This window comes from Candidatus Steffania adelgidicola (assembly GCF_020541225.1).
GTDB classification, from domain to species: Bacteria; Pseudomonadota; Gammaproteobacteria; order Enterobacterales; family Enterobacteriaceae; genus Steffania; species Steffania adelgidicola.
Map to the genome: position 1 here is coordinate 127,138 of NZ_CP045889.1, position 24,213 is coordinate 151,350.

The 24,213-nt window shown below is 33.8% G+C and carries 10 protein-coding genes and 4 pseudogenes; 10 read left to right on the top strand and 4 right to left on the bottom strand.

The window, feature by feature from the left end; translation table 11 throughout:
* Window positions 1–912: 912 nt before the first annotated feature.
* Entirely contained in the window at window positions 913–1,539 is a 627-nt protein-coding gene (dsbA, locus tag GFK82_RS00305) for a thiol:disulfide interchange protein DsbA (protein WP_226810966.1), read from the bottom strand.
* A gap of 2,788 nt (window positions 1,540–4,327) precedes the next feature.
* Between dsbA and metF the strand changes: the two genes are divergently transcribed.
* From metF to GFK82_RS00340, 8 genes and pseudogenes are all read left to right on the top strand, one after another.
* Window positions 4,328–5,257 (top strand): methylenetetrahydrofolate reductase, encoded by a 930-nt coding sequence (metF, locus tag GFK82_RS00310; protein WP_226810967.1) that lies wholly within the window; start codon window positions 4,328–4,330, stop codon window positions 5,255–5,257.
* Between the two features lie 3,416 nt (window positions 5,258–8,673).
* Window positions 8,674–9,063 carry a hypothetical protein gene (locus tag GFK82_RS04025; RefSeq protein ID WP_239025642.1) on the top strand — a complete coding sequence of 130 codons (390 nt, stop codon included), beginning with the start codon at window positions 8,674–8,676 and terminating at the stop codon, window positions 9,061–9,063.
* Between the two features lie 212 nt (window positions 9,064–9,275).
* Window positions 9,276–9,719 (top strand): annotated as a pseudogene (locus GFK82_RS04030) (hypothetical protein).
* Entirely contained in the window at window positions 9,695–10,435 is a 741-nt protein-coding gene (locus GFK82_RS04035; protein WP_226810968.1) for a glutamate synthase central domain-containing protein, read from the top strand. Before GFK82_RS04030 ends, GFK82_RS04035 begins: the two are co-directional and overlap by 25 nt.
* Window positions 10,436–10,504: 69 nt before the next feature.
* Window positions 10,505–11,699 (top strand): annotated as a pseudogene (locus tag GFK82_RS04125) (glutamate synthase-related protein); the annotation flags it as partial.
* Between the two features lie 309 nt (window positions 11,700–12,008).
* Window positions 12,009–12,227: pseudogene (locus GFK82_RS04130) on the top strand (GltB/FmdC/FwdC-like GXGXG domain-containing protein); the annotation flags it as partial.
* A gap of 139 nt (window positions 12,228–12,366) precedes the next feature.
* On the top strand, window positions 12,367–12,609 hold the full coding sequence (locus GFK82_RS04065) for a GltB/FmdC/FwdC-like GXGXG domain-containing protein (protein WP_282100982.1): 243 nt from the start codon (window positions 12,367–12,369) through the stop codon (window positions 12,607–12,609).
* A gap of 123 nt (window positions 12,610–12,732) precedes the next feature.
* Window positions 12,733–14,074 (top strand): annotated as a pseudogene (locus GFK82_RS00340) (glutamate synthase small subunit); the annotation flags it as partial.
* A 38-nt stretch (window positions 14,075–14,112) separates the two neighbouring features.
* On the opposite strand, the gene sspB reads toward GFK82_RS00340, so the two are convergent.
* From sspB to nfuA, 3 genes are all read right to left on the bottom strand, one after another.
* A complete protein-coding gene (gene sspB, locus GFK82_RS00345; protein WP_226810969.1) occupies window positions 14,113–14,619 on the bottom strand; it encodes a ClpXP protease specificity-enhancing factor in 507 nt (168 codons plus the stop codon).
* 4 nt (window positions 14,620–14,623) lie between these two features.
* Window positions 14,624–15,265, bottom strand: coding sequence for a stringent starvation protein SspA (sspA, locus tag GFK82_RS00350; protein WP_226810970.1), 642 nt, complete (start codon window positions 15,263–15,265; stop codon window positions 14,624–14,626).
* A gap of 4,701 nt (window positions 15,266–19,966) precedes the next feature.
* A complete protein-coding gene (gene nfuA / locus GFK82_RS00355; protein WP_226810971.1) occupies window positions 19,967–20,542 on the bottom strand; it encodes a Fe-S biogenesis protein NfuA in 576 nt (191 codons plus the stop codon).
* Window positions 20,543–22,027: 1,485 nt separating this feature from the next.
* On the opposite strand from nfuA, the gene trxA reads away from it, so the two are divergent.
* Both trxA and rho read left to right on the top strand, forming a co-directional pair.
* Window positions 22,028–22,354 (top strand): thioredoxin TrxA, encoded by a 327-nt coding sequence (gene trxA, locus GFK82_RS00360; RefSeq protein WP_226810972.1) that lies wholly within the window; start codon window positions 22,028–22,030, stop codon window positions 22,352–22,354.
* Window positions 22,355–22,750: 396 nt separating this feature from the next.
* Window positions 22,751–24,010 carry a transcription termination factor Rho gene (rho, locus tag GFK82_RS00365; protein WP_226810973.1) on the top strand — a complete coding sequence of 420 codons (1,260 nt, stop codon included), beginning with the start codon at window positions 22,751–22,753 and terminating at the stop codon, window positions 24,008–24,010.
* The last annotated feature ends 203 nt before the right edge of the window (window positions 24,011–24,213 follow it).

The window sequence follows — 24,213 nt, forward strand, 5'->3', positions numbered from 1 at the left end:
GATCTCTGACTGAATTATATTAATGCAGTATTTTTTTATGAAGCATGGTTTTTATCGCTCTGAGTGATTAGTTGTAGATGTTTTTTTTCTGGAATCCTTTTGTATCTTAATTAGACGGAGATCGATTTTATGCAGGCGTGGTATTGGAAATTTATCTACATTAATCATAAAACAAGAATTTTTTAGAACAAATAGAACATATATTCTAACTGATACAGTTAAACATTTTGAAGGAATCTCATGCCCAGCTGATAAGTAGAATGAAAAAGACTGGCTTTGCTTCCTATCTTCGGTTCTTTCTTATAAAAGGGCTGAATCATACCTTTCGTGTTTATAATGTAAAACTCGTTTAACTTTATATTTTATATGAAACTTTTACAAAATTTTAAGATTGATATTTACCATGGTAATATGTTTTTATGCCGTAACAGATAGAGCTATTAATCTTTTTTTGTAAAATATTATAAAAATAGTTATGCAACAAAGATTGCGAAGAATGTATTATATTTTAGTGGTGCACTTTATTTTATAAAACTATGTCAAATTTATAAAAACAGTCTTAAGAAAATTGATTAAGTTTAAAAAAGATTTTTTATTAATAATATCGAAATAACTGAGTATTGAGAATGTAAATTCTATGGCTATGGTTACTTCTGTTTTCTTCCAAATCAAGTAATGCCGTAAAATATAGTGGAGTTTAGCAATGTATATGCGACAGATCGATAAGGGAAAAATAATTCTTGTATAGAATTAATCAGGATGTTCTGAAAAAATAAAGTATTGTTATCCTGGTTTCTTTTTAAGAAAAAAATAGTTAAAATTCTGAGAGTGCATCAATAAAATAAATGACTTGCCTAAAATATATTTTTACATATCTAAAAGTAAGGTATGTACAATCTAATGTTTTACCTGCTATTGTTGACTGAGCAGAAATTTTACTAGATTACTAAATTGTTTGACATAATCGTCATCTACCCACAATAGATCCAGTCCGTCATTTTTAACCATATATTTACCGTTAACAAGCATGGCAGGCACGCTGCGAAGGTGAAGGTTATCGGCCGCTTTTTCCTGTTTTATGACTAGTAATTTTACCATAAAGCTATTCCAGGCAGAATCATATTCTTTTATACGGACACCGGCTTTTATAAAGATTGCGCGAATATCATCTGATGTTTGGATAATATGTTGTTTTTGTAGGTTATCAAACAGCAAGGGACCGACTTTATCTTCGATGCCAAGAATCATGGCTACTGCCCATGCCTGAGTGAGCTGTTTACCAAGTGGCCCTAGAAAGCTGACATGATATTTTGTTATTGTAGTATTAATCGGGAGCACTTTTTTTACTGCGTTGAAAATATGATAAACCTCATCGAATTCATAACAGTGTTTGCAATAAAACGAGAAAAACTCCACTACCTGGGGTTCTCGAGTTATCGAATTTTCAAGCTTGATGTATTGGTGACCTTCAGTAAATTCAGCACCTAAAGCAGTAAATGTAAATATGATACCAATCAAAGAAATCCATATTTTTTTCATACATAGTCTCTTTTTTAAATAAATCACATTGAGTATAAAAATCGATATGCTGATATCGGTTATAGTGCTATTTTTTGCTAACCGTGTTTCAGCATTCCATGCGTAGTGTGTTTTTTTATAGTAGTAAGTTACAATGAAAATAGTAAATATTATTTATGATAATCATCTTTTTTAATAAAATTAAATAGAATAAGCATTCTGTAGTGATTAATCACTGTTAGCAGCGATTAGTTTTGGAGATACGGATATCAAATGTATATGACCCATAGTCTCAAGAGACTATAGGTTTACATCAAGAATGATACAATATACTAGGTTTCTCATTAAGATACTTCCTCAGCAATGGTCATCTGTTGTGTCTCAACGAGATAATCAGTTGTTTTTCAAGTAAAAAAATAATCTTAATAAAATATTCTATGCTGATAATTATATAAATAATTAGTATTATTAATTGTTTGTTATATTATGACGTTTGTGGTATTATTACTAATAATAAATTCTATTAAGTAAATTCATAACGATATTATACATGATTAAAATACAAAGACATATAGAGTGCTGCCTAACTCAATTGGTGTATAATGTTGTGTTGCTAAAAACTTCTACGTTTTAATAGTGAAAATAAATTCACCGATAATACGCGGATAGCTTATATTCTATTCAGAATAAATGCATATCATATCTTCAGATCACTAGCTCGGAGGGTAAATATATGTTGAGTCTGGATGTTTGAGATTGATAAATATAAACATATTTGGTTACGTTGGTTATGACTACGTAGCATTAAAATAACTTATAGTGTCATATGATTATAGAGCTTCTCTGGATTGCAACATCTGAAGCGTCACCTATAAAGATATTACCGGCTGTGTTGAGGGCGGTCTTATTTGGTGTTGTTGTTTGTCTGTGTTTAGCCTAAAAATTTCTATTTTAGATTCAATCATATTAATATTTTTATACTTTGTGTTTTATGTTTTGTTTTTTATGTTTAGTTTTTTATCTCAATTCTAACTTTACAAGTTTTTATATTATTTATAGATTATTTTTACTACTTTATTAGCTATCAGTCTTTAGGAAATAGTGCTAACTCAGCATTAGTGGAATAGATGCTACTAAGATCGTAGGTTGTCTGGTGCTGTGCTAGTAACTATTTTCATCTATAGCCTGATATATTATCTAATGTGAATAAGCGTGTTTTAAATTTTAAAAAAATATTAAAAATTCTTGAATACTGACTCTGTATATATAGAAACTGGTATTCTACCTAAGATTTTCTGCACTAGAGTATTGGAGTAGAGAACAACATGTTCTGCGCTCTAAGCACTATCCGGTTCAAGAAGAATATGTTAACTATTGTTTTAATGGTATATGTGTTATCATCTGTATTTTTAAATAGATATTTTATCTTTAATATGATAAGGACAATTATAATGACGGAGATATAGTGGTCTAATAACATTAGATAATTCGCGTTTATTTCTTTTGTAAAGAAAGGATATTTTATTTAATTGTATCTTAATTATGTATCGCTGGAAATATAGTTATAGAAATTCTCTCTATGTGTAAGAATTTCTGATTGTAGCGATTACTATACAATAAATTCATTTGATTTTAATTGAATCATCTAGATTTTTAGGATAAGTGTCTACTTTATAACCGTAAATTATTTTTTTATTTTTCTTTTGTCTCATAGGATAAAATCCTTGGGAACGTTTCTTTTTTAATTATTTAACATTTTGTTATGAATTATCTCTATAAAAAAAGAGTATTAAATCACTCAGCAGTGCTGCTGTTCAGCACGTTTTTTAATAATATACAAACAGTGGCTGTTCAGCATCTTTTATACTTAATATGTCATATATTGGCATAGCCTTAGTGGCATAGAGATTCTGAAAACCTATCCACGTGTCAGCGTGAGATCTAAAAAGTAAACAAATTTAAGGTTTTTTATAGTCTTTGTTAGAAGATTCCTCATATTTATAGAAGGGTACTGGATACGCTATTGTGTTAATATATTATGCTACATATCAAAAAAATATTTTTTCCTCCGTGGTTATCTAAAGAACTATTTTAGTATCATTTATATAATAACGCTAGAGTAGTATATGAATTACTATTTAAATTAATCAAACGTGGAAAAATACTTTTCATAGGAAGTTTTATGCTGAGATAATATAAATAGGAACTTATCACTTTTTTGAAATCTTGCTATAAGTCGGAGTAAGGTTTATTACTAATAGTAGAAAAAACTATAACAATATTTTCTTTAACACTTTTCCTTAATATTTGTCTTTTTTTAAAAGCAATAATATGAACAAGGTTTGTGTGATAATTAAGGATTGAGTATTAGATGCGGAATCTATAAAAATAATAAGGAACTTATAAAAGAGAGATATGGTACAATACGGCTACTCTACGTTTAGAGTGTAGGATACTGTTTTCTTAATTTTTTCATAGTATATAAAAAATCTGGTTAATATTAACCTTCGTACAAATATATTTTAAAAATATACGAATAGATTTTTAATCGATTGTAAGTATAAATAACTTTTATAGTTTTGCTCCTCCTGTGATTTACTTTGTGTAAATATCCTTGATACTACTTGTAGTGTAATTGTTTTACTTCGGTATTAAGCAAGTTTGCAAATGTTGCATAATCTTGAATATTAGTTGTCTTGAGGAATAATGAATTGATTGACTAATTTAGCAAATTCAGTCATTTTCTCTTTAATGGTTATCTGTATCGGGTATAAATCCTCTCTTTAAATTCTCTCAATGAGGTATGGGTATGAGTTTCTTTTATGCTAATCAGCGGGAAGCACTAAATCAAAACTTAGCTGAACTTCAAGGGAAGATAAATGTTTCGTTTGAGTTTTTTCCGCCTCGTACTAGTGAAATGGAACAAACGTTTTGGCAATCTATCAACCGCCTGATTAAATTAAAACCTACCTTTATATCAGTTACTTACGGAGCGAACTCTGGCGAGCGAACACTAACTAATAGTATCGTTACAGCTATCAAGAAGTATACTGGTCTAGATGCGGCACCGCATTTGACATGTATTGACGCTACGCCGAATGAGTTGGAAGAGATTGCCAAGAAGTATTGGTGCAGCGGCAATCATCATATTGTAGCTTTACGGGGTGATTTGCCACCCGGTGGTGGCCGACCGGCTATGTATGGCATTGATTTGGTTACACTACTAAAGAGGGTAGGAGATTTCGAAATTTCTGTAGCGGCCTATCCTGAAGTGCATCCGGAAGCTAAAAGCGCCCAGTCGGATCTGCTCAATCTAAAAAAGAAAGTAGATGCAGGCGCCAGTCGGGCAATTACCCAATTTTTTTTCGATATTGAAAGTTATCTGCGATTTCGTGATCGTTGTGTAGTCGCGGGTATTGATGTAGAAATTGTGCCTGGTATTTTACCAGTATCTAATTTTCGCCAGCTACAACGCTTTGCTGCCGTAACCAATGTGAAAGTGCCAAATTGGATGCACACTATGTTCGACGGGCTGAACGATGATGTAGAAACCCGAAAAATGGTTGGGGCATCCATCGCCATGGATATAGTAAAAATTCTTAGCCGGGAAGGTGTAAAAAATTTCCACTTTTATACGTTAAACCGAGCTGATCTTACTTATGCTATCTGCCATACACTTGGTATACGATCAGAAATTCAAACCATACAGAACGTTCAATCAGGTGCTGTAATAACATAGTTAACGCATTAAATTTAGATCTAATCTGGGGATTATACATAGGTTAGTATGCTACTTTGTTTTAAATGGAGTAATATTAGTAGATGATTGCAGTGTTAGCTTATGTGTTTATGCGTTTAATTAGATTAAATAAGAGAATCATTGTAGATAAAAAAGTTTGTATTGGAGTAGAACTATTTCTTTTTAATTATGAAAAAATTTTAATCGAAATAGCTTGTTTTCTAACTTGGTAAGGTTGTTTTCACTCTCACGTTAAAATTATATTTTTGATCTTATATCAGTTCCCGTAATTGCTGTTAGCAAGATTGTAATTATAGAAAATTTAATCTTATTATTTTTTTTTGAAGTATGTACTGTTTATGGATTATTCTAAACTTATAGAAAATACTGAACATTATATAAGTTTATATATAGGTTGTTTAGTGTTTTATAAAATAGAAACTCTTTCTAGTCTAAATGGTACTATAAAAATATAGTGGTTTAACTATATAAATTCTTTTATAAATTTAATTTCTTATCGAAAATTAATCAATGGAGTATTTGACGTAATATACTAAAGAATAAATAATAGTTTGCGATATAGCGTCTTTTCAGGGTTGTGAGAAAATCTATAAAGTATCGGAAAAAATAAAAATAAAAGAATTTCTCTATATTAAATACTATTTTTATAAAAATTGGGCAAAGAGATCCGAAGTATACAATATTTTTTCATGGGGTCAATCAGTTAAAATTTGTAATTTAGTATTTAGTGGTTTTGTGATGATGAATGTCTCACATAACTGTTAAATTTCGTTCTGGTTCTGTTAGAACCACTGCATAGAAATTATAGACTAGTTTAATCATTTATTTGTGTATAATAGTTGTATTGAGTTTATTCTATCAAGTGATGCCTGGTCTAATTATTATCTATACCTGGAGTTAACAGTGGCGTTTTAGCAACATGCTCTACGTCTTCTCTTTTCTTTTGTTACGAAAATATATTAATAGTATTTCCTTCGATTGCCTTTAGGAGTGTGCTGTTCTCTACTATCAGGTTTAATGTGCTTATATACTAGTATTTTGTTGGATCATTTTAAATGACTCAAATTTTTTCTTTCGATCGATATGGCATCGTTTGTATACTGTATAAAAGTTAGTGCAGTCTTATTAGACTTCGAGTAATTAATATTAAACATTTTTAATGTGCCAACGCTGTAAATTTTTAAAATTCAGTAATATCGGTGTTGGCGATAAGACAAGTAAAAAAATAAAAAGTTAAACTGTTTAAGTGTTCTTGTACGTTGCATCGGATAAGAGGAGGAATACGCATTATGATAATGTGTACATTACACCAATTAAATAATTAAGTGGTGTAATGCTTTTTTTGCATTGGGTGTCTATTTTAAAATGTTAAAAATAATAGATACGTTTATAGTATGCTTTCCTGCGTTTAGGAAAGGCTTTATAAGCCAGTAAACTTATAGTAATATTGAACCTATTTGAACTATTTGAACTATTTGAACTATTTGAACTATTTGAACTATTTGAACTATTTGAACTATTTGAACTATTTGAACTATTTGAACTATTTGAACTATTTGAACTATTTGAACCTATTGATGTGTAAAAATTACAAGTTCGAGAATCTATTGCACATGAAGCATGGTGCTTGATATAGTTGGTTAACAATAATGTCTCGAATATATTAGTGAGATCTTGAACAGATATTTATACTGTTTAGATTCTAAGTGTTTCACTATATTTTATGCGATCATTTCTCTTATATTTTAATTTACCAAATAAGGCTTAAAGAGAATATTTTCAAAACGAAATTATGCTTTTTTATAATAAACATGTTAAATTATCCTGCTTTTTTACAGGGATAAAACTATGTCCCGGCGTGTGGAGATAAAAGTATTCTATTGAAAGATTTAAGATACAACTTTTACACATTGACAAAAAATAAATTAATTATTTTTTTTCTTATGGTTTGTTTTAAAATTAAATATATCAGGTTAAAGCAAATCATTTTCTATGGTTAGGCTTGTTTGTATAGATATAGCTGGTAAAACAAGCTATATCTATACATTTCGGCTTGCTACAGTATACAGGATGGAGTGTTTAGCCTATTGTATATTGAAATTATTTGGTATCGTTTGTTTTAAAACACCGTAAATAGGTAAAGAAATGTTATTTCTAATTAGATCATAACTAAAATTTATCGATAATAATACTAGATTGTATTTTGTGTATAGAATTGCATTCTGCGTGTCTACATTGAAGTTATTTCGTTTTTTTCTTTTTATATATGATTAATTCAGTGTAATTTTAATTAATCTGGAGGAAAGTGTATACTTTCCATCATGGTTGAATCCTTTGCTGATACTCGTATTGTCAGATTTAGTGATAAATTAATATAATGTTTCAATATTTACATATATTGAGGTTTTTTATATATATGAAGTGTCACTTTGATGCATTGAAATAATAAAATATTTAAATTTTAAATCAGTGATAATTAACTATAAGTATAGAATATAGAATATAGAATATAGAATATAGAATATAGAATATAGATCTATAAGGGAATCTAAGATTTCGTCAAGCACATATCATTGAAAAGCAACACGTGATTCTAGCGTTGAATCAACTAAACTAACTCACCACTCCTAATTTTTTTGTATTGATACTGAAAATAAATGCAATATTTGTTTCTAGAAAAAAATATTAATAAATAAAATGGCTAGGATTATTTATAATGAAGTCATTATAAAATGAAATCATATGAGTTAATGTACAAATTGATTACATTTTATTTCTTCTGTCTTTATGAAGAAAATTAGAAGAATGACATATTATTAGTAGTCATGTTCTTAGTGTATTTTCTGTCCTTATGGATTCTTTTTATATAGGTATTTGACCTTCGTAAGAATGATCGTTAGTTTGTAAGGTTGTCGTGAGAACTCTTGAGAAGATAAGTACTGATCATATTTATGTATTTATTAAACACGGCTTCTGAATACTAGTTGTTTATTAGTCTCAGGTTACCACGAGAGATATTTAGTAAGAGCTAAAAAGCAGAGCGCGGCAATGGGTGCATCCTGCTATAGGCTGCCGTTCCATACTGATTTTCTTCCTCTCACCAGGGTGAGACAGTTAGAAGTCTAGAGACGTTTATCGTATAGTATACGATACTACGCACAAGAAAGATAACTGTGGCTTCGGGTTAATTGCTCATATAGAGGGTGTCAGCCTACCCGTAAAATAGTACACATCGTTATTCGTGCGCTAGCCTGAATGCAACATCGTAGTGCGATCTTGGGCGATAGGTAGACTGGTGACGGTTGTGGTCTGCTATTGAAAAAAAACGTATCGATTTTATCGTATGCTAGCGAAGGAGAAAGGCTGGTTATTGGCGAAACACTATAGCTGTTGGCATGATCTTCCTAAGTCAAGATAAAGAAGCTCACTTTAATCGCTGTATCGTCGAAAAAGAGATTAAAAACGAGATCTTGTCCATTGTAAGTTGGCGTTTAGTTCCAATTAACACCGACGTTCTTGGTGATATCATTCGATCTTCGTTGCCACGAATTCAACAGGTTTGTGTTAATGCCATTCTTGATTGGGAACTGCAAGCGATAGAACGTCGTTTATATATGGCGTGCCGTCGTATTAAAAATCTCGGTGATGATAATGTTTTGTATATTTGCAGTTTGTCCAGCTTAGTCACTGTCTATAAAAATTTGTGCATACCGGAAGATTTGTCGTATTTTTGTCTTGATCTTTCTGATATACGTCTAAAATCATCTATCTGCCTATTTCAGTAGCGTTTCTCAACAAACACAGTTCCTCGTTGGGCGCTGTGTAATCTTTGCGCTATCTCGCGTATAACGGTGAATTTAATACCATTATACTGGTGGTAACCGGAAGTGTGTCAAATGCGCGCGCCTACAAGTGAAAAGCATCTCTCATTCCCGATTTGTAGGACGCTTGCCCCTTCCTTAATCAATCTGGTTTAGATTCGAGCTCTCTGGATAATATGCTAGAGTTGTTTTTAAATGGAGGAATAGATTTTATCCGTGCTATACGCCTACTTATACTACCCGGCTGGCCGCATAATCTAAATATGGATCTAGATCTTTGGGTCTTTTTCGCACTAAATTCTATGCATATATAGCTATAGGAAGACCCTGTTAGCCTGGTGATATTCGATGGCCGATTTACTGCTTTTACTCTAGATCGACACGGTCTGCGTCCGGCACGTTATGTCATCACTACGGATAAGCTGATCACTTGTGCTTCTGAGATTGGCATATGGGATTACCAACTACATGAAGTAGCGGAAAAAGGCCGCGTATACCCTGGTGAACTAATGATTATTGACACGACTACTGGACGTATTATGCACTCTGAGGAAACTGACTCCGATCTGATAAGCTGTTACCCCTATAAAAATGGATGGAGCAAAATGTCTGCCGTTTAACACCATGTGCACTGCTGTCTATTCAATCATGGATTATTTACGATTATTTTCGTCAACGGTGCGCGCAGGTAGTAACTAACCCGCCTATCGACTCACTGCGTGAAGTGCATGTGATGTCATTAATTACATATGTTGGTCGTGAGATGAATATTTTCTGTGAAGTAGAAATCCAGGCATCTCGATTGGCAATTAAATCGCCTAGAGTCCTATGTACTGAATTTACTCATCTTACGTTACAAGAGTCTGATCATTACCGTTCTAATAAATTAGAGATTATCTTTGATGCGGCAAAAGTAAGTCTGCATAACACAATATTAAACTTATGTATTCAAGTGGAAGAAATGGTGTATCAAGGAACAGTGATTTTAGTTCTAAGTGATCGCACTATCGCCCCCGGATGGTATCCTGGTGCTAGCCATGATGGCAGTAGGCGCTATTTGTACTCGTTTAGTCGAAAAAACTTGCGATGTGATGCTTACGTAATTATTGAAACAGCGAGTGCGCGTTATCCGTATCATTTTTCGGTACTGTTAGGTTTTAGCACTACTGCGATCTATCCATTTTTAGCCTACGAAAGTCTAGCTAGTATGGTGGATAACAAGATCATTTATAATTACTATCGTACAGTAATATTAAATTTTCGTCATGGTATTAATAATAAGCTGTACAAAATTATGTCTAAAATGGGTATTGTGACCGTTTCCTCTTATCAATAATCAAAGTTGTGTAAAGCGGTTAGTTTGCACAATGACCTAACGGAACTATGTTTGCATAGGGTAGTGAGCCGTATCAGCGGTGCTAGCTTCAGAGATATTTTAAGTTAGATTTACTCAATCTCGCTAGACGTGCCTTGCTGAAACATAAAGTGATCAAACAAGGTGATTTACTGAAATATATCTACGGTGGAGAAGATAGTATCACGCGTATAATCACGATGTCGTACGTACCCTGCAGCACGCGGTGCTGAGCGGTAATCGAAAGGACTATCGTGAGTATGCAGATCTGGTTAATCAGCGTCCGATTGTGACGCTGCGGTATTTACTATAATTAGAATTTAACGGCCCGATGATCGCGTTGGATCAGGTGGAGAAGGCTGGAATGTGTTTTAAAACGATTTGATACTGCCGCGATGTCTATCGGGGCGCTCAGTTCGGAAGCGTGTGAGTCGCTAGCTCAAGCAATGAGCGGACTAGGGGGTTTTTCTAATTCCGGCGAGGGCAGAGAGAATCCTTCTTGTTAGAGAAGCGATAAGGTTTCACGCATTAAACAGGTAACTTCTAGTCGCTTTAGCGTTACAGATCGCTGATCTAGTTAATGTGGCGGACGTTATTCAAATTAAGATAGCCCAGTGAAGGTAGCCAACTGTCTGGAGATAAGGTTACATCATATATTGCACGTCTACGCTATTCGGTACTTGGTATGACGCTCATTTCACCACCTCCTCACCATGATATCTATTCGATAGACGACCTGGAACAAGCTTATTTTAAATTTAAAGCAGGTAAATGAAAAAGCATTAATTTTAGTTAAGCTAGTATCGGTACCCCGTGTAGGTACCATTGCCATTGGTATCGCTAAAGCTTATGCGGATTTGATCACCATCGCTGGCTACTACGGTGGTACCGGAGCTAGCTCGATTTTCTTATTAAGACATGCTGGCTTACCCTGGAAATTAAGATTAGCGGAAACTCAGCAAGCACTGGTGGCTTTAATGGACTCCGTTATAAAGTCCACCTCTAGGTATACGGTAGGCTCAAAACGGATAAAGACATTATCAAGGCAACTATCCTTGGTGCAGAAAGTTTGGCTTTTAAAACTGCGCCAATGGTAGCGCTAGGATGTAAATATTCGCGGATCTATCACCTCAATAACTGCGCTACTGTCTTTGTAACACAGAACGAAGATCTGCGTCGAAATCATTATCATTATCTACCGGAATGTGTAAGAAATTATTTTCTATTTATCGCACAGAAATGTCGTGAGATTATGGTACAGCTCGGCGTGACTCAGCTTGTAGACCTCATAGGCTGTACTGATTTTTTGCGTAAGAGTGAGGGAATGACTACTCAACAGAATAAACTAGATCTTTCGCTATTCCTCGTTACTGCTCACCCCTATTTGGGGCAATCTCTTTATTGTACTGAGAACAGAAACTCGCCTCTTGTTCGGGGTTTCATGAATAACCGCTTGAATAAACAGGTAATTCCTTACGTGGATACGAAATAGAGTAAGAGTTTTAATTTTAATATCCAAAATACCGATCGTTCAGTAGAGGCGTCATTATTAGGCGTGATCGCCGATATTTACGGTGATACAGGTTTATCTTTAAATCCACTTACAACCTACTTTACCGGTAGGGCTGGACAAAGCTTTGGGATGTAGAACGCTAAAAGTCTATAGCTAACCTTGACTGGTAATTCTAACGATGATGTTTGTAAGGGAATGGTCGGGGGTAGTATTGTAATTAAAGCGCTACTGTGTTCAGCTTTTTTAAGTTATCAAACCACTATTATTAGCAATACTTGTTTGTATGGTGGGACCACGGCGGCAGCTGTTTACTGCCGGGAGGGCCAGGGAACGTTTCTCAGTACGTAATTTTGGTGCTACGACGGTAGTATAAGGAATAGGTGATAACGCTTGTGAATATATGACTGGCGGGATTGTCTGTGTGTTAAGCCGTACTGGTATTAACTTTGGTGCTGGCATGACTGGCGGTTTTGCTTATGTGCTCAATGAGCATAATGACTTTAGAAACTTTGTGAATCTAGAATTAGTGAAGGTTTTAACTTCAGTTGATTTGCCTATGTATGAAAAACATTTGCATGGATTACTTAGCAAGCACGTTGACCTAACTGTTTTGCACCGAGGAAAAGAACTATTGACTTATTAGTCTCCGTGGTTGGGCCGTTTAGCGCTAGGAAATGCTAAATCAAGCGTTCTGAAAGTATTATTAGGAAATAATAACCCCAGTGTATGGTAGAATTGCATCTGAAAGGGTAGGCAGAGGTTTATAATGAGTCAAAATATCTACCAATGTATTGACCTGAAATGTGTAGAATCATGGAAAAAGTAGTGGCGAGTGCGTAAAATAGAATTTATTGAAATTTATGAACCATTTTCTAATTTACATGCTAAAGCGCAGACAGAACGTTATTTTTCCTGCGGAAATTATCCTTACTGTGAATAAAAATATCCAGTCTATACCGATATTCCTAAATGATTGCGGCTTGTAAACAAAGGACGGATTGTCGAAGCGGCTGAGCTTTCGAATCAGACTAATAGTTTACCGGAAATATCTGGACGTGTCTGCCCTCAAAATGGGTTGTGTGAGGGATGTTTCATGTTGAGTCAGAAATTTGGTGCAGTTACTATGGGAGATATTGAACGTCATATTAATGATAAAGCAATAGGAAGGGGTTGGAAACCGAGTATTGCTTCCATCTTTCGACTAGAAGATGAGTGGCCACTATTAGCGCTGGGCCCATCCAGGACAGTCTTGTACTGACGTGCTAGTTTGCAACGGCGTGCAGGCAGTGGTTTTTTACCGCCATCTGGAAATTAGAGGTTTACTGACTTTTGCTATCCCCACCTTTACACTGGAAAAGAGGTAATAATAAAGCGTTGGAAGAGCTTGAAGGGTATGGGTATTGAGTTTCTCCTCAACACTGAAATTGGTAAAGACATTCAGCTAAGTGATTTGCTAAATGAATATAATGTTGTTTTCTTGGGCGTAGGCACTTATCAAGCGACGTGTGGCGGTCTAGATAATGAAAATGCTTCTGGGATATATAAGGTGTTAAAATTTCTACTTGGTAATACTTATGAGTTCATGGGTTGTGTTCAAACCTGTATTCGCCAAGAGGTTAGGCGGGTTTTCTGCGCCTGTCGCTGTGATGAAAAAATATGCCAGGGTCGCCGCGCCGTGAAGTAAGAAAGTCACGGGAGGAGGGCGTTGAATTCATATTTAATCTACAATCTTTAAGTCTGGAAATGAATGATTCTAGTCAAGTAATTGGTGTAAAAATGATCCATATTATTATGGATGAACCAGATACTCATCATGGTCGATGCCGCCTGGAAAATATCGCCTGTTCTGAGCATATTCTTGATGCAGATGTGCAGTGGTGCTTCCTTTCGGATTTTGCTCGCATCGCATGATCTGGCTAGATAATTTTGGCGTTGCATTAGATAGTCAGAGTCGAATTATAGCACCAGAATATGGCACTTCGGTTTTTCAACCTAGCAATCCAAAGATCTTTGTCGGAGGTGATATAGTACATGGCTCCGATCTAGTAGTGATGATCATTGCTGAAGGGTGTAAAGTTGCTAAAGATATTGTAGAATATTTGACGGTGTACAAGCTCCATCGGTTACATAGAGTGTGTATATACGCTTACTTCACTAGGTGTAATGCCCTTCGTTGGCTATTGCTATTTATCTTGGTGTTTTTCTCTTTATCTTTAATGGTATTTATTTTGGTATTACTTGATTGATTAGTATCAATCACCGAGAGGATGCTTGTTATGTCTAAATGTTTGGTATTGCCTATGAGTGGTGGCTGCTTCTTATAAGCCGGTTCTGATTCAAACATCGTACCAGCGCCATTTTCGCGTGCATAGATAGCTAGTACGGCTGCCATGGGTATTATAACCTGTTGTGGTACATGATTAAATCGGGCATTAAACTGCAAGTTGTCATTGCAGATTATCAGGTTTATTATGGCACGAGGCGCAATATTTAGTACAATTTGACCATTAGAAGCAAACTCTGTTGGTACTATTACACCCTCTAAATTGATATCAACCACCAGATATGGTGTTAATTCATTATCAATTAACCATTTGTAAAATGCTTCTAATAAGTAAGGACGGCGCGGTGACATCTGAGTTACTTGTTGCATATCTTCATCCTCGGGTCTGCAGGCGAATGTTGCGTTCCAATTCAGTCAGAGAGGTAAGAAAGGCATCTCGTTCAAATACCCGGTTCATATACCCCTTTAACTCCTTGGCGCCTACACCGGCTAATTCAATACCTAGTTTCGGCAAACGCCAGAATAATGGCGTTAAGTAGCAATCCACTAGACTGAACTCTTCACTCATGAAGAATGGTGCCTCATGAAATAATGGTGCCACTCCAAGTAGCTCTTCATGTAGGCGATGACGAGCGATTTCTGCCTCGTTGGAATTGCTTGTTTCTATTTTTCGCATCAGTGTATACCAATCATTCTCGATGCGGTGCATCATGAGGCGGCTGGTTCCCCGTGCTACTGGATAAACTGGCATCAGGGGTGGATGAGGAAACCGCTCATCTAAGTATTCCATAATAATACGAGATTCGTACAGTGTAAGTTCACGATCGACTAGTGTTGGCACAGTACAGTATGGGTTTAGGTCAATTAAGTCTTGTGGTAGATTATCCATGTCAACCTGCTCAATTGCAACACTCACTCCTTTTTCCGCCAGAACGATGTGTACTTGATGGCTGAAGATGTCAGTTTTTCCGGAAAACAGTGTCATCACCGAACGTTTGTTGGCCGCGACAGCCATGTAAACCTCCAAGTTTCTTAACAAAAGTACGCATAGCTTTAATTTGGAATTGTTTTTCTAATTAATCTGCACTTATTCGTTGAACCTTACCTGATACAACCAAGGAGCAAATATTTATATCAGTGGATAACCGCTAGCGAAGTAAACTGATATATAATATCAGTGTCAGCTATTTTATCAGATTTTGTCTGTTGTGCGAGGCATTATACAAGAAATTAGCAGGAATTTACTAAGGTGTTTGATGGTGATGATAAATATATCTAAAAGCAATTAGGAGGAATGGATTTTTCTTAAGCGTTTAAGAAGAAATTATTTTTTTAGAATCTTAAGAAAATCTAAACGGAAGAAAATAATCTTAGGATTCAAAATTTTTCTATTTTTATAGAAATGTAATTATATTAAGTGTACCTGTAGTAGGTATAGATCTTTGTTATATTTAAAAGCATCTGCATGCTTTAATTTTACTATGAATAGCATGCATTTGACAAACTCAACATGTTCTTTTATTTGACTAAAAGTAGTGAATAGAATTAAAAAGATTTTCAAGTAGTTCTTTAATGTTTATATTATATCTTTCGATCACATCTTCAGTATTCCGCATGAAGCTTATTACTCAGATATTCATTTATATTGAGTGTTATACATGAGTCTCTGTATTGATTTTCCTGGATTGAGAAAATTTAGAAATCTAAAAGAAGAGAATGTATACATTTCCATCCTTTCTTCTGGTAGGACTGACCTGATAAGAAGAGCCATAATGGGTATAATAAAAATTATATCATAAGCATCTTTATCAATTATTATTTTAGTTTTAAGAATCGGATAAACCTCTAGTGTGTTTTACGATTTGTATACTGATTTCCTGATGAAATTTATTCTCTTATAGAATAGATCTCACCGAGATTTAAGTAATGAGGCTTTTAAAAATCAGTTTTTCTTATCGTTTTTAGCTGAATTTTGTAAAAATTCACTCTCAACTTGAGAAAACTGCGACTCCAATTTTGAGTGTCTACAGGCAAGTTTTAGAAAGTACGCGAAATTACTAGGATATCCTCAACAAGAAGGAAATAGTTTTTCCAGAAAAACCATCCTAGCCTTTTATTAAGGCATACATATAGAATATACGCTTTAATAAATTTCCATGTATAAAAATTTTGGGTTCAACTTATCTAGTCTGTTTATTAGATGAAAACTTTAAGAATAACATAAAGAACATGATATACAGTAATAGGTTACCCTAGCGTTTTATCTAGAAATAAATGGTAATAGTGGAGTGATTTTTAAAGTGGATAGAAGATCTGATCTCAAGTGGCTGTTACCACTTCCCGTAAAGTTCTTGGATAACACTGGTTATTATATTTAGCGCCATAATCAAGTTATGGGTGTAAAAAATTTTAGGAAGAAAAACGTTATTTTGGGTGATAAGAGATTAATAACATGTCACTTTTAAAAATATGTTATATATCGCCTAAAGCAAAAAAACGTCGGTGCCATTAAGTATATTAATAATGTTTTTTGTGAAATTCATAAAAAAGCATTATTAGCCTTCATAATCAACAAATGAATATTAAAGATTAATATCTATCACATCGATATTGGTGTCGTTTTTATCAAATGTATTTTTCTAAACGTAGGTTTGATAATAATTTCTAATTATGTCTGTCGTTATAATAAAAAATATATATTTACCTGATTAGTCTTGCTTGGATTTTATCCAAAAAATTATGTTTTGCGTTTCGATATAGAGTTTATTAAGAGTCTTATCGCGTTTTATTATCTATGTCTTCAGATTCATTCTGTGTGTTAAAAGAATGCCTCTTTATTTTCTTTATTCAACTGATTTATTTATGTTTTTCCTACAAATAGAGTATGTTTCGCACATCTAGCAGAGTGCGGATGTTGTATTTTAAAAAATGGATTCAATATTCTACTCCATTATTATACTAATTAATTTTTCAGAGTCAATATCATTCTTGGTAAATATTGTTTTTGTATTTTTGTCATCGTTGATATTATAGCTTCAATGAAACCTTCATGCTATAATTTTTCCATGTTGAAAATTTTTCTAGGATGGATTTCCTTACAATCGCAATCAAATATTATTTGATGGAATTGTTTGTTTTTTATAACTCTCCTTTCTCAGTCCTCTTCATCGGAAGAGAATGGAGTGTTGATAAATCAAATCAAGGGTGAGATGATTATAATCATTCAGTTCAGCGCTCAACATCGATTACCGTAATTATAAAAATAACGTTTAGGAATATGATGAATCTACTCTGCGTTCTATAAAAATTATACGGTTTTCACATCAATTCTTTCTATAAATGAAATGTTTATCAAGAATTATGTGATGGATATTCTATAAAAACACTTCTCCTTTCTTTGCACTATTTCTTGGTTCTTATAAGTTATATCAAGCAACAACTAATATCTTTTAGATATAGATCTATAGATCGGTGTAAACCTAGAAAATTTTCAAATAATCTATATGTATTATATGGTGTTAAAAGTCTACAAGATCATTGATTTAATAAACAAGACACCATTTAAAAAAAACCAAATAAATATTATAATTCTATTTATTCTCATTATGAATTACAAATATCATAAGTTTTTTATCCCTGTACAATAACGATCTTGACCAATATTTGATGTTTTTGATGATGTGAATTAATGATCTCTTTGAGATGGTCAATAATAGTCAGCTAGATAGGTTGTATTATTTTTTACTCTGAAACGTCTGAATACATAGCGATATGTTTTGAATGATCGGTCTTTATAACTCGATATGTATTAATATTTCAGGTTGCTTCAATATTCGAATGATAAAATACATAGTAGCATCGATTAATTAAATTTGTATACAGTGTATATAGTCAAGCTGATATTTCCCTTTTTTTGCATCTCTTATAGATATTTAAATGACCTGGAGATATTAAAAATCAATGGTAATATATAGAATATTAGTGATTAGATATATCAAAGATTTTAAAAGAGCATATCCCATTTTGGGGTGTAAGATTTTTTAAAAGTGTCGTGAATAGAAAATATCATGCTATGTTCCAGCATCGTGTTGATGATATAGTTCGTCAATTTATAATAAATAGGCATGATTTCATGATGTGGTTTATGATTTGAAAGGAGATGATATTTTGGGAAGGTGTTGACTAAGAAGTGAAAATAGCAGCGCTATCGCTAAATCCGTTTAGCAAGTAGTACTTTGTACGCTTAGCTTCCCTCATGTAACCCAGCATAGTTCCATGAATTATTTACGATTAACTAAATATTGTAGAGTTAAGAATGGCTATCGTATTTTTAAAATTTTTGTTCCAAAAACATAATTCGATGACATGTTTAATGTAATAAGAATGAGTTATGGATTAATAAGAGTCATCTTTATGACTAGCATATCGCTAGCGAGGTGGATATGAGTTAAATTAAGTGTGTTTTTTAATAATAGATCGAAATTACATTTAAGGTTAATAGATATGACGTGGATGGCTTCCTATTTAGACAGACTCGTGCATATCTGTTTTAATAAGAGTTTTAGATATATATGGTTAAGCTTTTTCTATCTGTAATATAACTCAATATTTTCAGGTATGACTTAAAGGTAGCGTATATGTAAGTGACCGGTGTTTAATGAGTATAATGATATTAAATTTAATTCACCTTAGTATAAGGAGTGAGTCTATATCTAGACTATTAGAGTTGCATTAATCTATCTAAATTAAAAAATGCTAATATATCGCAAGGGGTATTTTTTCTATGTCAATTTGAGAGATAACTGAAATTTGTAAAGTAGGTAGTATTCATCTACATGAATTATTTTTTCTTGTTATATGTTTGGATTTAATTATCCAACGATATAATTTAGATTGATAGATAGGTTTATACTTTAGCCTAATTTGGCTCATATTTTATTTATGGAGTTAAGAATATCATGGTAGTACGATTAGAAGGTTTACGTCTAGAATAGAAGTTCTAGCTCTTCTGGCATATTTTTATACGGTTAAAAACCGTTTTAGTATATTTATCTCTGGATAAAATAATAGGATCAAACTGTATTCTCTGCTCATACTAACTTTTAAGAATTCCTATTTATATTATTCCACGAATACTGTATATGAATTTGGGATAGAAATATTTTATAATTTTTTAATATTGTTTGTTGATATTGAATCAATGCTCATGAGTGGTAATTCAATTACGATGATATCAAAAGTGTTGTATATTAGCTATGTTCTATGAGAATTATCAGGATACGTAGTATGTAGAAATTCGGGGCTGCTCCTAGCAAATCTCTCAAGAGAGAGAAAATATTTTAGGGAAACCATCGGAATCTCTCTTGAATAGGCGATACTATCAATTGTAAACAATTGAGATATATTGTCGTATTTAACTTTATTATCTTGAACGATTGATTTCTAGTAAATTTAGAGATATTTAGACCTTTTAGATGAAGTAGGTAGAAATATGTAACATATCCATAATTAAAGCTTTGATGTTTAAATTTAGATAATTATCTACAATAATATTGCGTCTCAAGTTTAATCGTTAGTACTTGCTAAACAATAATTAAGTTAGAATAGAGAATGTTTGGTGATGTCTTATACAAACATTATATAGAAAATATTCTATGGACGATTATTAATCTAGTATTAACGTTTTCGTAAAAAGTCTAGCAGAATCTGCGCGCTTTTAATAGTAAGAGTGTTTGCCATGTTGATGTGCTGTCAAGTCTCGTACCCCCTTCAATTCAGGGAAGGTTGCTAAAACTTCTTTTTCGATCCCTTCTTTCAGGGTGAAATCTGCCATTGCACATCCATTACATCCCCCGCCAAACTGTAAGATCGCTAGCATATCATCGGTAATATCTATTAAAGTTACTTGACCTCCGTGACTCAGAAGCTTCGGATTGATCTGGAGTTGAAGCATATGTGACACGCGTTCAATAAGCGGTGCGTCTTCACTTATTTGCTGCATTTTAGCGTTAGGAGCTTTCAGCGTTAGCTGGGAGGCAAGCTGATATGTAACGACATCAATTTCTGCATCCCTTAAATAAGGAATGGAAAGTGCATTTACATAAAGAGAAAATTTATCGAATTTCAGCTCGGTGTCAGTGCTCTCTACTGTATTTGATGGGCAGTATGACACGCCACATTCTGCATCGGGTGTACCAGGATTAATAACAAAGATGCGGATTTGGGTTCCAACCTCTTGATTGATTAGTAATTTAGCAAAATGCTCCTGGGCAGAATCTGTAATATGGATCATAATCTTGACTCAATAGTTTATTAAGGTAATGAAATACATATTATGCGCCTTCTTCTACGAAGACCACAAGGTATGTAAATAGTTCAGAGTCATTTGAGGGTAACAGAGTATTTTTATTAGAATAAACAACAGTATCCTCTACGCATATTTTGGTGATCTTTCATGGAAAGATGATTTTTTGGTTCTAAGAATATCGCTTCACTTTAGTTAATTTTGTGGATTTCATGTTTTTTCTTGAGGTGTGATGAGAGATCTAAACTGATTATTGATGAATATTAAAAATCTGATTGTATTTAAAATGAGCATTTTATACCTATTAAGTATAGATAATACTCTTGATACGTGCGGAAACTGGTTGAGTTTCTTAACTATATAAAAATAATTTAATAGGGTTAGATCTAAAGTACTGTACTTTACGTCATCTTAACAGTTGACATAGCATGTAATATAAGCAAGAAGTCAAGCATCTGTACAAAAGAAGATATACAAACTAAGTCTAAGACTTCGAAGAAGTAGAAGTGCAATAAACTTTCTATAAAAGGAAAGTGGTTTCCTAAGAATGCTGAATTTTTTATAACGCCAGCGTATTGTGGCTATAGATCCTGCGAGTGAAGAGGTTTGAATGAATCTCTGTAAAACAGAGGTATGGTTCATGCGCCACATTTATTTAAAGCAGATATGGTAAAATTCACAGAGTAGATTTGTAATCTATGAGAGATTCGTTGTTAGCCATCATTGTAACTATGATTCTTGATTTCCTATAAGTTAATTTAGAGCACTGTCAAAATATGTTTTGTACCCTTAGATGTTAAGTATTACTCAAGAATTTTATTCTTTTTATATAATTAATCTAAGAAAAATATCTATATTTAAAGGGTGACAATTTGGAATTGATTGATGATATATATGGTTATGTAGTCTACAATAATCTTATTATGCAATACGTTTACTATTGGATGGAAAGAAATGGATTGATTTAATTCAATCCACTTAAGTAAGATACTTTATTCATAAAACTTAAGTTTTGTAAAGATGTGGATATGATGGATAATAAGATTATTGCATCGCCTTCATCCTCTAGTAAGGATGACCTCCCTAACCTATAATCTCTAAAAAGAGATTGTCGAGTAATTTTATTGCTATATATGAAATATAATGATAAAGTTAGTATTTTAATTTTTATAAACTCATTCTGTAATGTATCTCTTTATTTTGATTTATAATTTTGTATTTTTATTATTAATTTTAGGCTATCATGCATATTCGCGATCTATGAAAGCATCGTGTATGGTATAATACAAACGATATAAAAAACGTCATGTATTCTCTATCTCATAGAGATAGAAAACTAAATATGTATCATAGTGTAATCTATCGGAGATAGTGTATCTATGGACGCGATCTATCTGTTTTGCATTTCATGCAAAAATGTATAGCACATATCCAATCAACCGATTTAAGTAAAAAAGATGTTGTGGGGTTAATATGAGCGATACCGTTATTCAAGTAAGTGATAGTAGTTTTAAGAAAGAGATATTACAGGCTAAAGGATTATTTTTAGTCGATTTCTGGGCGGAGTGGTGTGGTCCTTGTAAAAGTATTTCACCTATTCTAACAGAATTAGCGAATGAATTTGCCGGGAAATTAACTATTACTAAATTGAATATTGATGAAAATCCAACTACTACATCGCAGTATGGTATTCGAAGTATTCCTACTCTGTTATTATTCCGCGATGGGAAAGTAATAGGTAGCAAGATTGGTGCGTTATCTAGAGGACAGATAAAGGAATTTCTAAACTTAAATCCATAAAAAGTATTGCTAATCTTCTTCGGTAGGAAATCCCCTATTAAGGATTTCTTAGCTTGATCGCTAGACGACTATCAAGAAGCGTGTTAAGTTTACTGATACTGCATTGTGATCTTACCTCCGGTTTAGATCTGGGTCTGACTCTTTGCCCCTACCCCGTTGTAGGCAAGCACCAAACATGACGCATGAAAGCGTCAGACTAGGTGTGTTTTATTTAATCCGTTATAATGGGCATTATTAATCTCAGTCTTTATTGTTATATGTATTGTATGAGATCGCTATTAATCAGTCAAAGCGGGATTTACCGGGATTAAATGCTATAGACAGGTATGGTTTTATGCTGCCATACCATCCACAAAATCAGTTCGAGATATACCCCGAGTTTAAGAACCCACCATTATGAACCTTACCGAACTAAAAAATACGCCGGTTTCAGAGTTAGTAATTCTTGGCGAGAATATTGGGCTGGAAAGCTTAGCCCGCATGCGTAAACAAGATATCATCTTCGCTATCCTTAAACAGCATGCTAAAAGTGGCGAGGATATCTTCGGCGATGGTGTATTGGAAATTTTGCAGGACGGATTCGGTTTTCTCCGCTCCAGTGATAGTTCCTACCTTGCTGGTCCTGATGATATCTACGTTTCTCCCAGCCAAATTCGTCGTTTCAATTTACGTACTGGCGATACTATTTCTGGCAAGATTCGTCCGCCGAAAGAAGGCGAGCGTTACTTTGCTTTGCTGAAGGTAAATGAAGTTAATTATGACAAGCCAGAAAACGCCAGGAACAAAATTTTATTTGAAAATCTTACTCCGTTATATGCTAATTCGCGTTTACACATGGAGCGTGGTAATGGCTCTACCGAAGATTTAACTGCACGCGTTTTGGATCTGGCCTCTCCGATTGGTCGTGGGCAGCGGGGGTTAATTGTGGCACCGCCGAAAGCCGGTAAAACTATGCTTCTGCAAAATATTGCTCAAAGTATTGCGTATAATCATCCGGATTGTGTGCTGATGGTACTACTGATTGATGAGCGTCCTGAGGAAGTGACTGAAATGCATCGTTTAGTAAAAGGTGAAGTTATTGCTTCAACTTTTGATGAGCCAGCGTCTCGTCACGTTCAGGTTGCAGAAATGGTAATAGAAAAAGCTAAGCGGCTAGTAGAACATAAGAAGGACGTGATTATTTTGCTTGATTCTATTACTCGTTTAGCACGCGCCTACAATACTGTTGTTCCGGCTTCTGGTAAGGTATTGACTGGTGGTGTAGATGCTAATGCGCTGCATCGGCCGAAGCGTTTCTTCGGTGCCGCCCGTAATATGGAGGAAGGTGGTAGCTTGACCATCATTGCTACTGCATTAATTGATACTGGCTCAAAGATGGATGAAGTAATTTACGAAGAGTTTAAAGGTACAGGCAATATGGAATTGCACTTATCACGAAAAATTGCCGAGAAACGTGTTTTTCCGGCAATTGATTATAACCGCTCGGGTACCCGTAAAGAAGAATTACTAACTACTCAAGAAGAGCTGCAAAAAATGTGGATTTTGCGTAAAATTATTCACCCGATGGGTGAAATTGATGCAATGGAATTTTTGATAAATAAGTTGGCCATGACCAAAACCAACGATGATTTTTTTGATATGATGAAACGTTCGTAATATATATAAATATATCGCCACATGATATCGTGGCGTTTTTCGTTTTTGATTCCTCTTAGATAGTCCTCTTTTTAGTTAATTTGATTTCACATGTTTTTAATTTCCTTGGTGTATGTGGATACTCTTTATTTTCCACCTAACAAAGAGTTAGATAGATGACGAGTAAGATAATAGAAACGTGATTGGTTTTTATAAAATTTAGT

Bases quoted from the DNA above. Each gene is read 5' to 3' on its own strand.
- nfuA (WP_226810971.1), bottom strand. From the start codon at position 20,542: ATGATCCATATTACAGATTCTGCCCAGGAGCATTTTGCTAAATTACTA.
- sspB (WP_226810969.1), bottom strand. From the start codon at position 14,619: ATGCAACAAGTAACTCAGATGTCACCGCGCCGTCCTTACTTATTAGAA.
- rho (WP_226810973.1), top strand. From the start codon at position 22,751: ATGAACCTTACCGAACTAAAAAATACGCCGGTTTCAGAGTTAGTAATT.
- GFK82_RS04025 (WP_239025642.1), top strand. From the start codon at position 8,674: ATGATCTTCCTAAGTCAAGATAAAGAAGCTCACTTTAATCGCTGTATC.
- sspA (WP_226810970.1), bottom strand. From the start codon at position 15,265: ATGGCTGTCGCGGCCAACAAACGTTCGGTGATGACACTGTTTTCCGGA.
- dsbA (WP_226810966.1), bottom strand. From the start codon at position 1,539: ATGAAAAAAATATGGATTTCTTTGATTGGTATCATATTTACATTTACT.
- GFK82_RS04035 (WP_226810968.1), top strand. From the start codon at position 9,695: ATGGAGCAAAATGTCTGCCGTTTAACACCATGTGCACTGCTGTCTATT.
- metF (WP_226810967.1), top strand. From the start codon at position 4,328: ATGAGTTTCTTTTATGCTAATCAGCGGGAAGCACTAAATCAAAACTTA.
- GFK82_RS04065 (WP_282100982.1), top strand. From the start codon at position 12,367: ATGACTGGCGGGATTGTCTGTGTGTTAAGCCGTACTGGTATTAACTTT.
- trxA (WP_226810972.1), top strand. From the start codon at position 22,028: ATGAGCGATACCGTTATTCAAGTAAGTGATAGTAGTTTTAAGAAAGAG.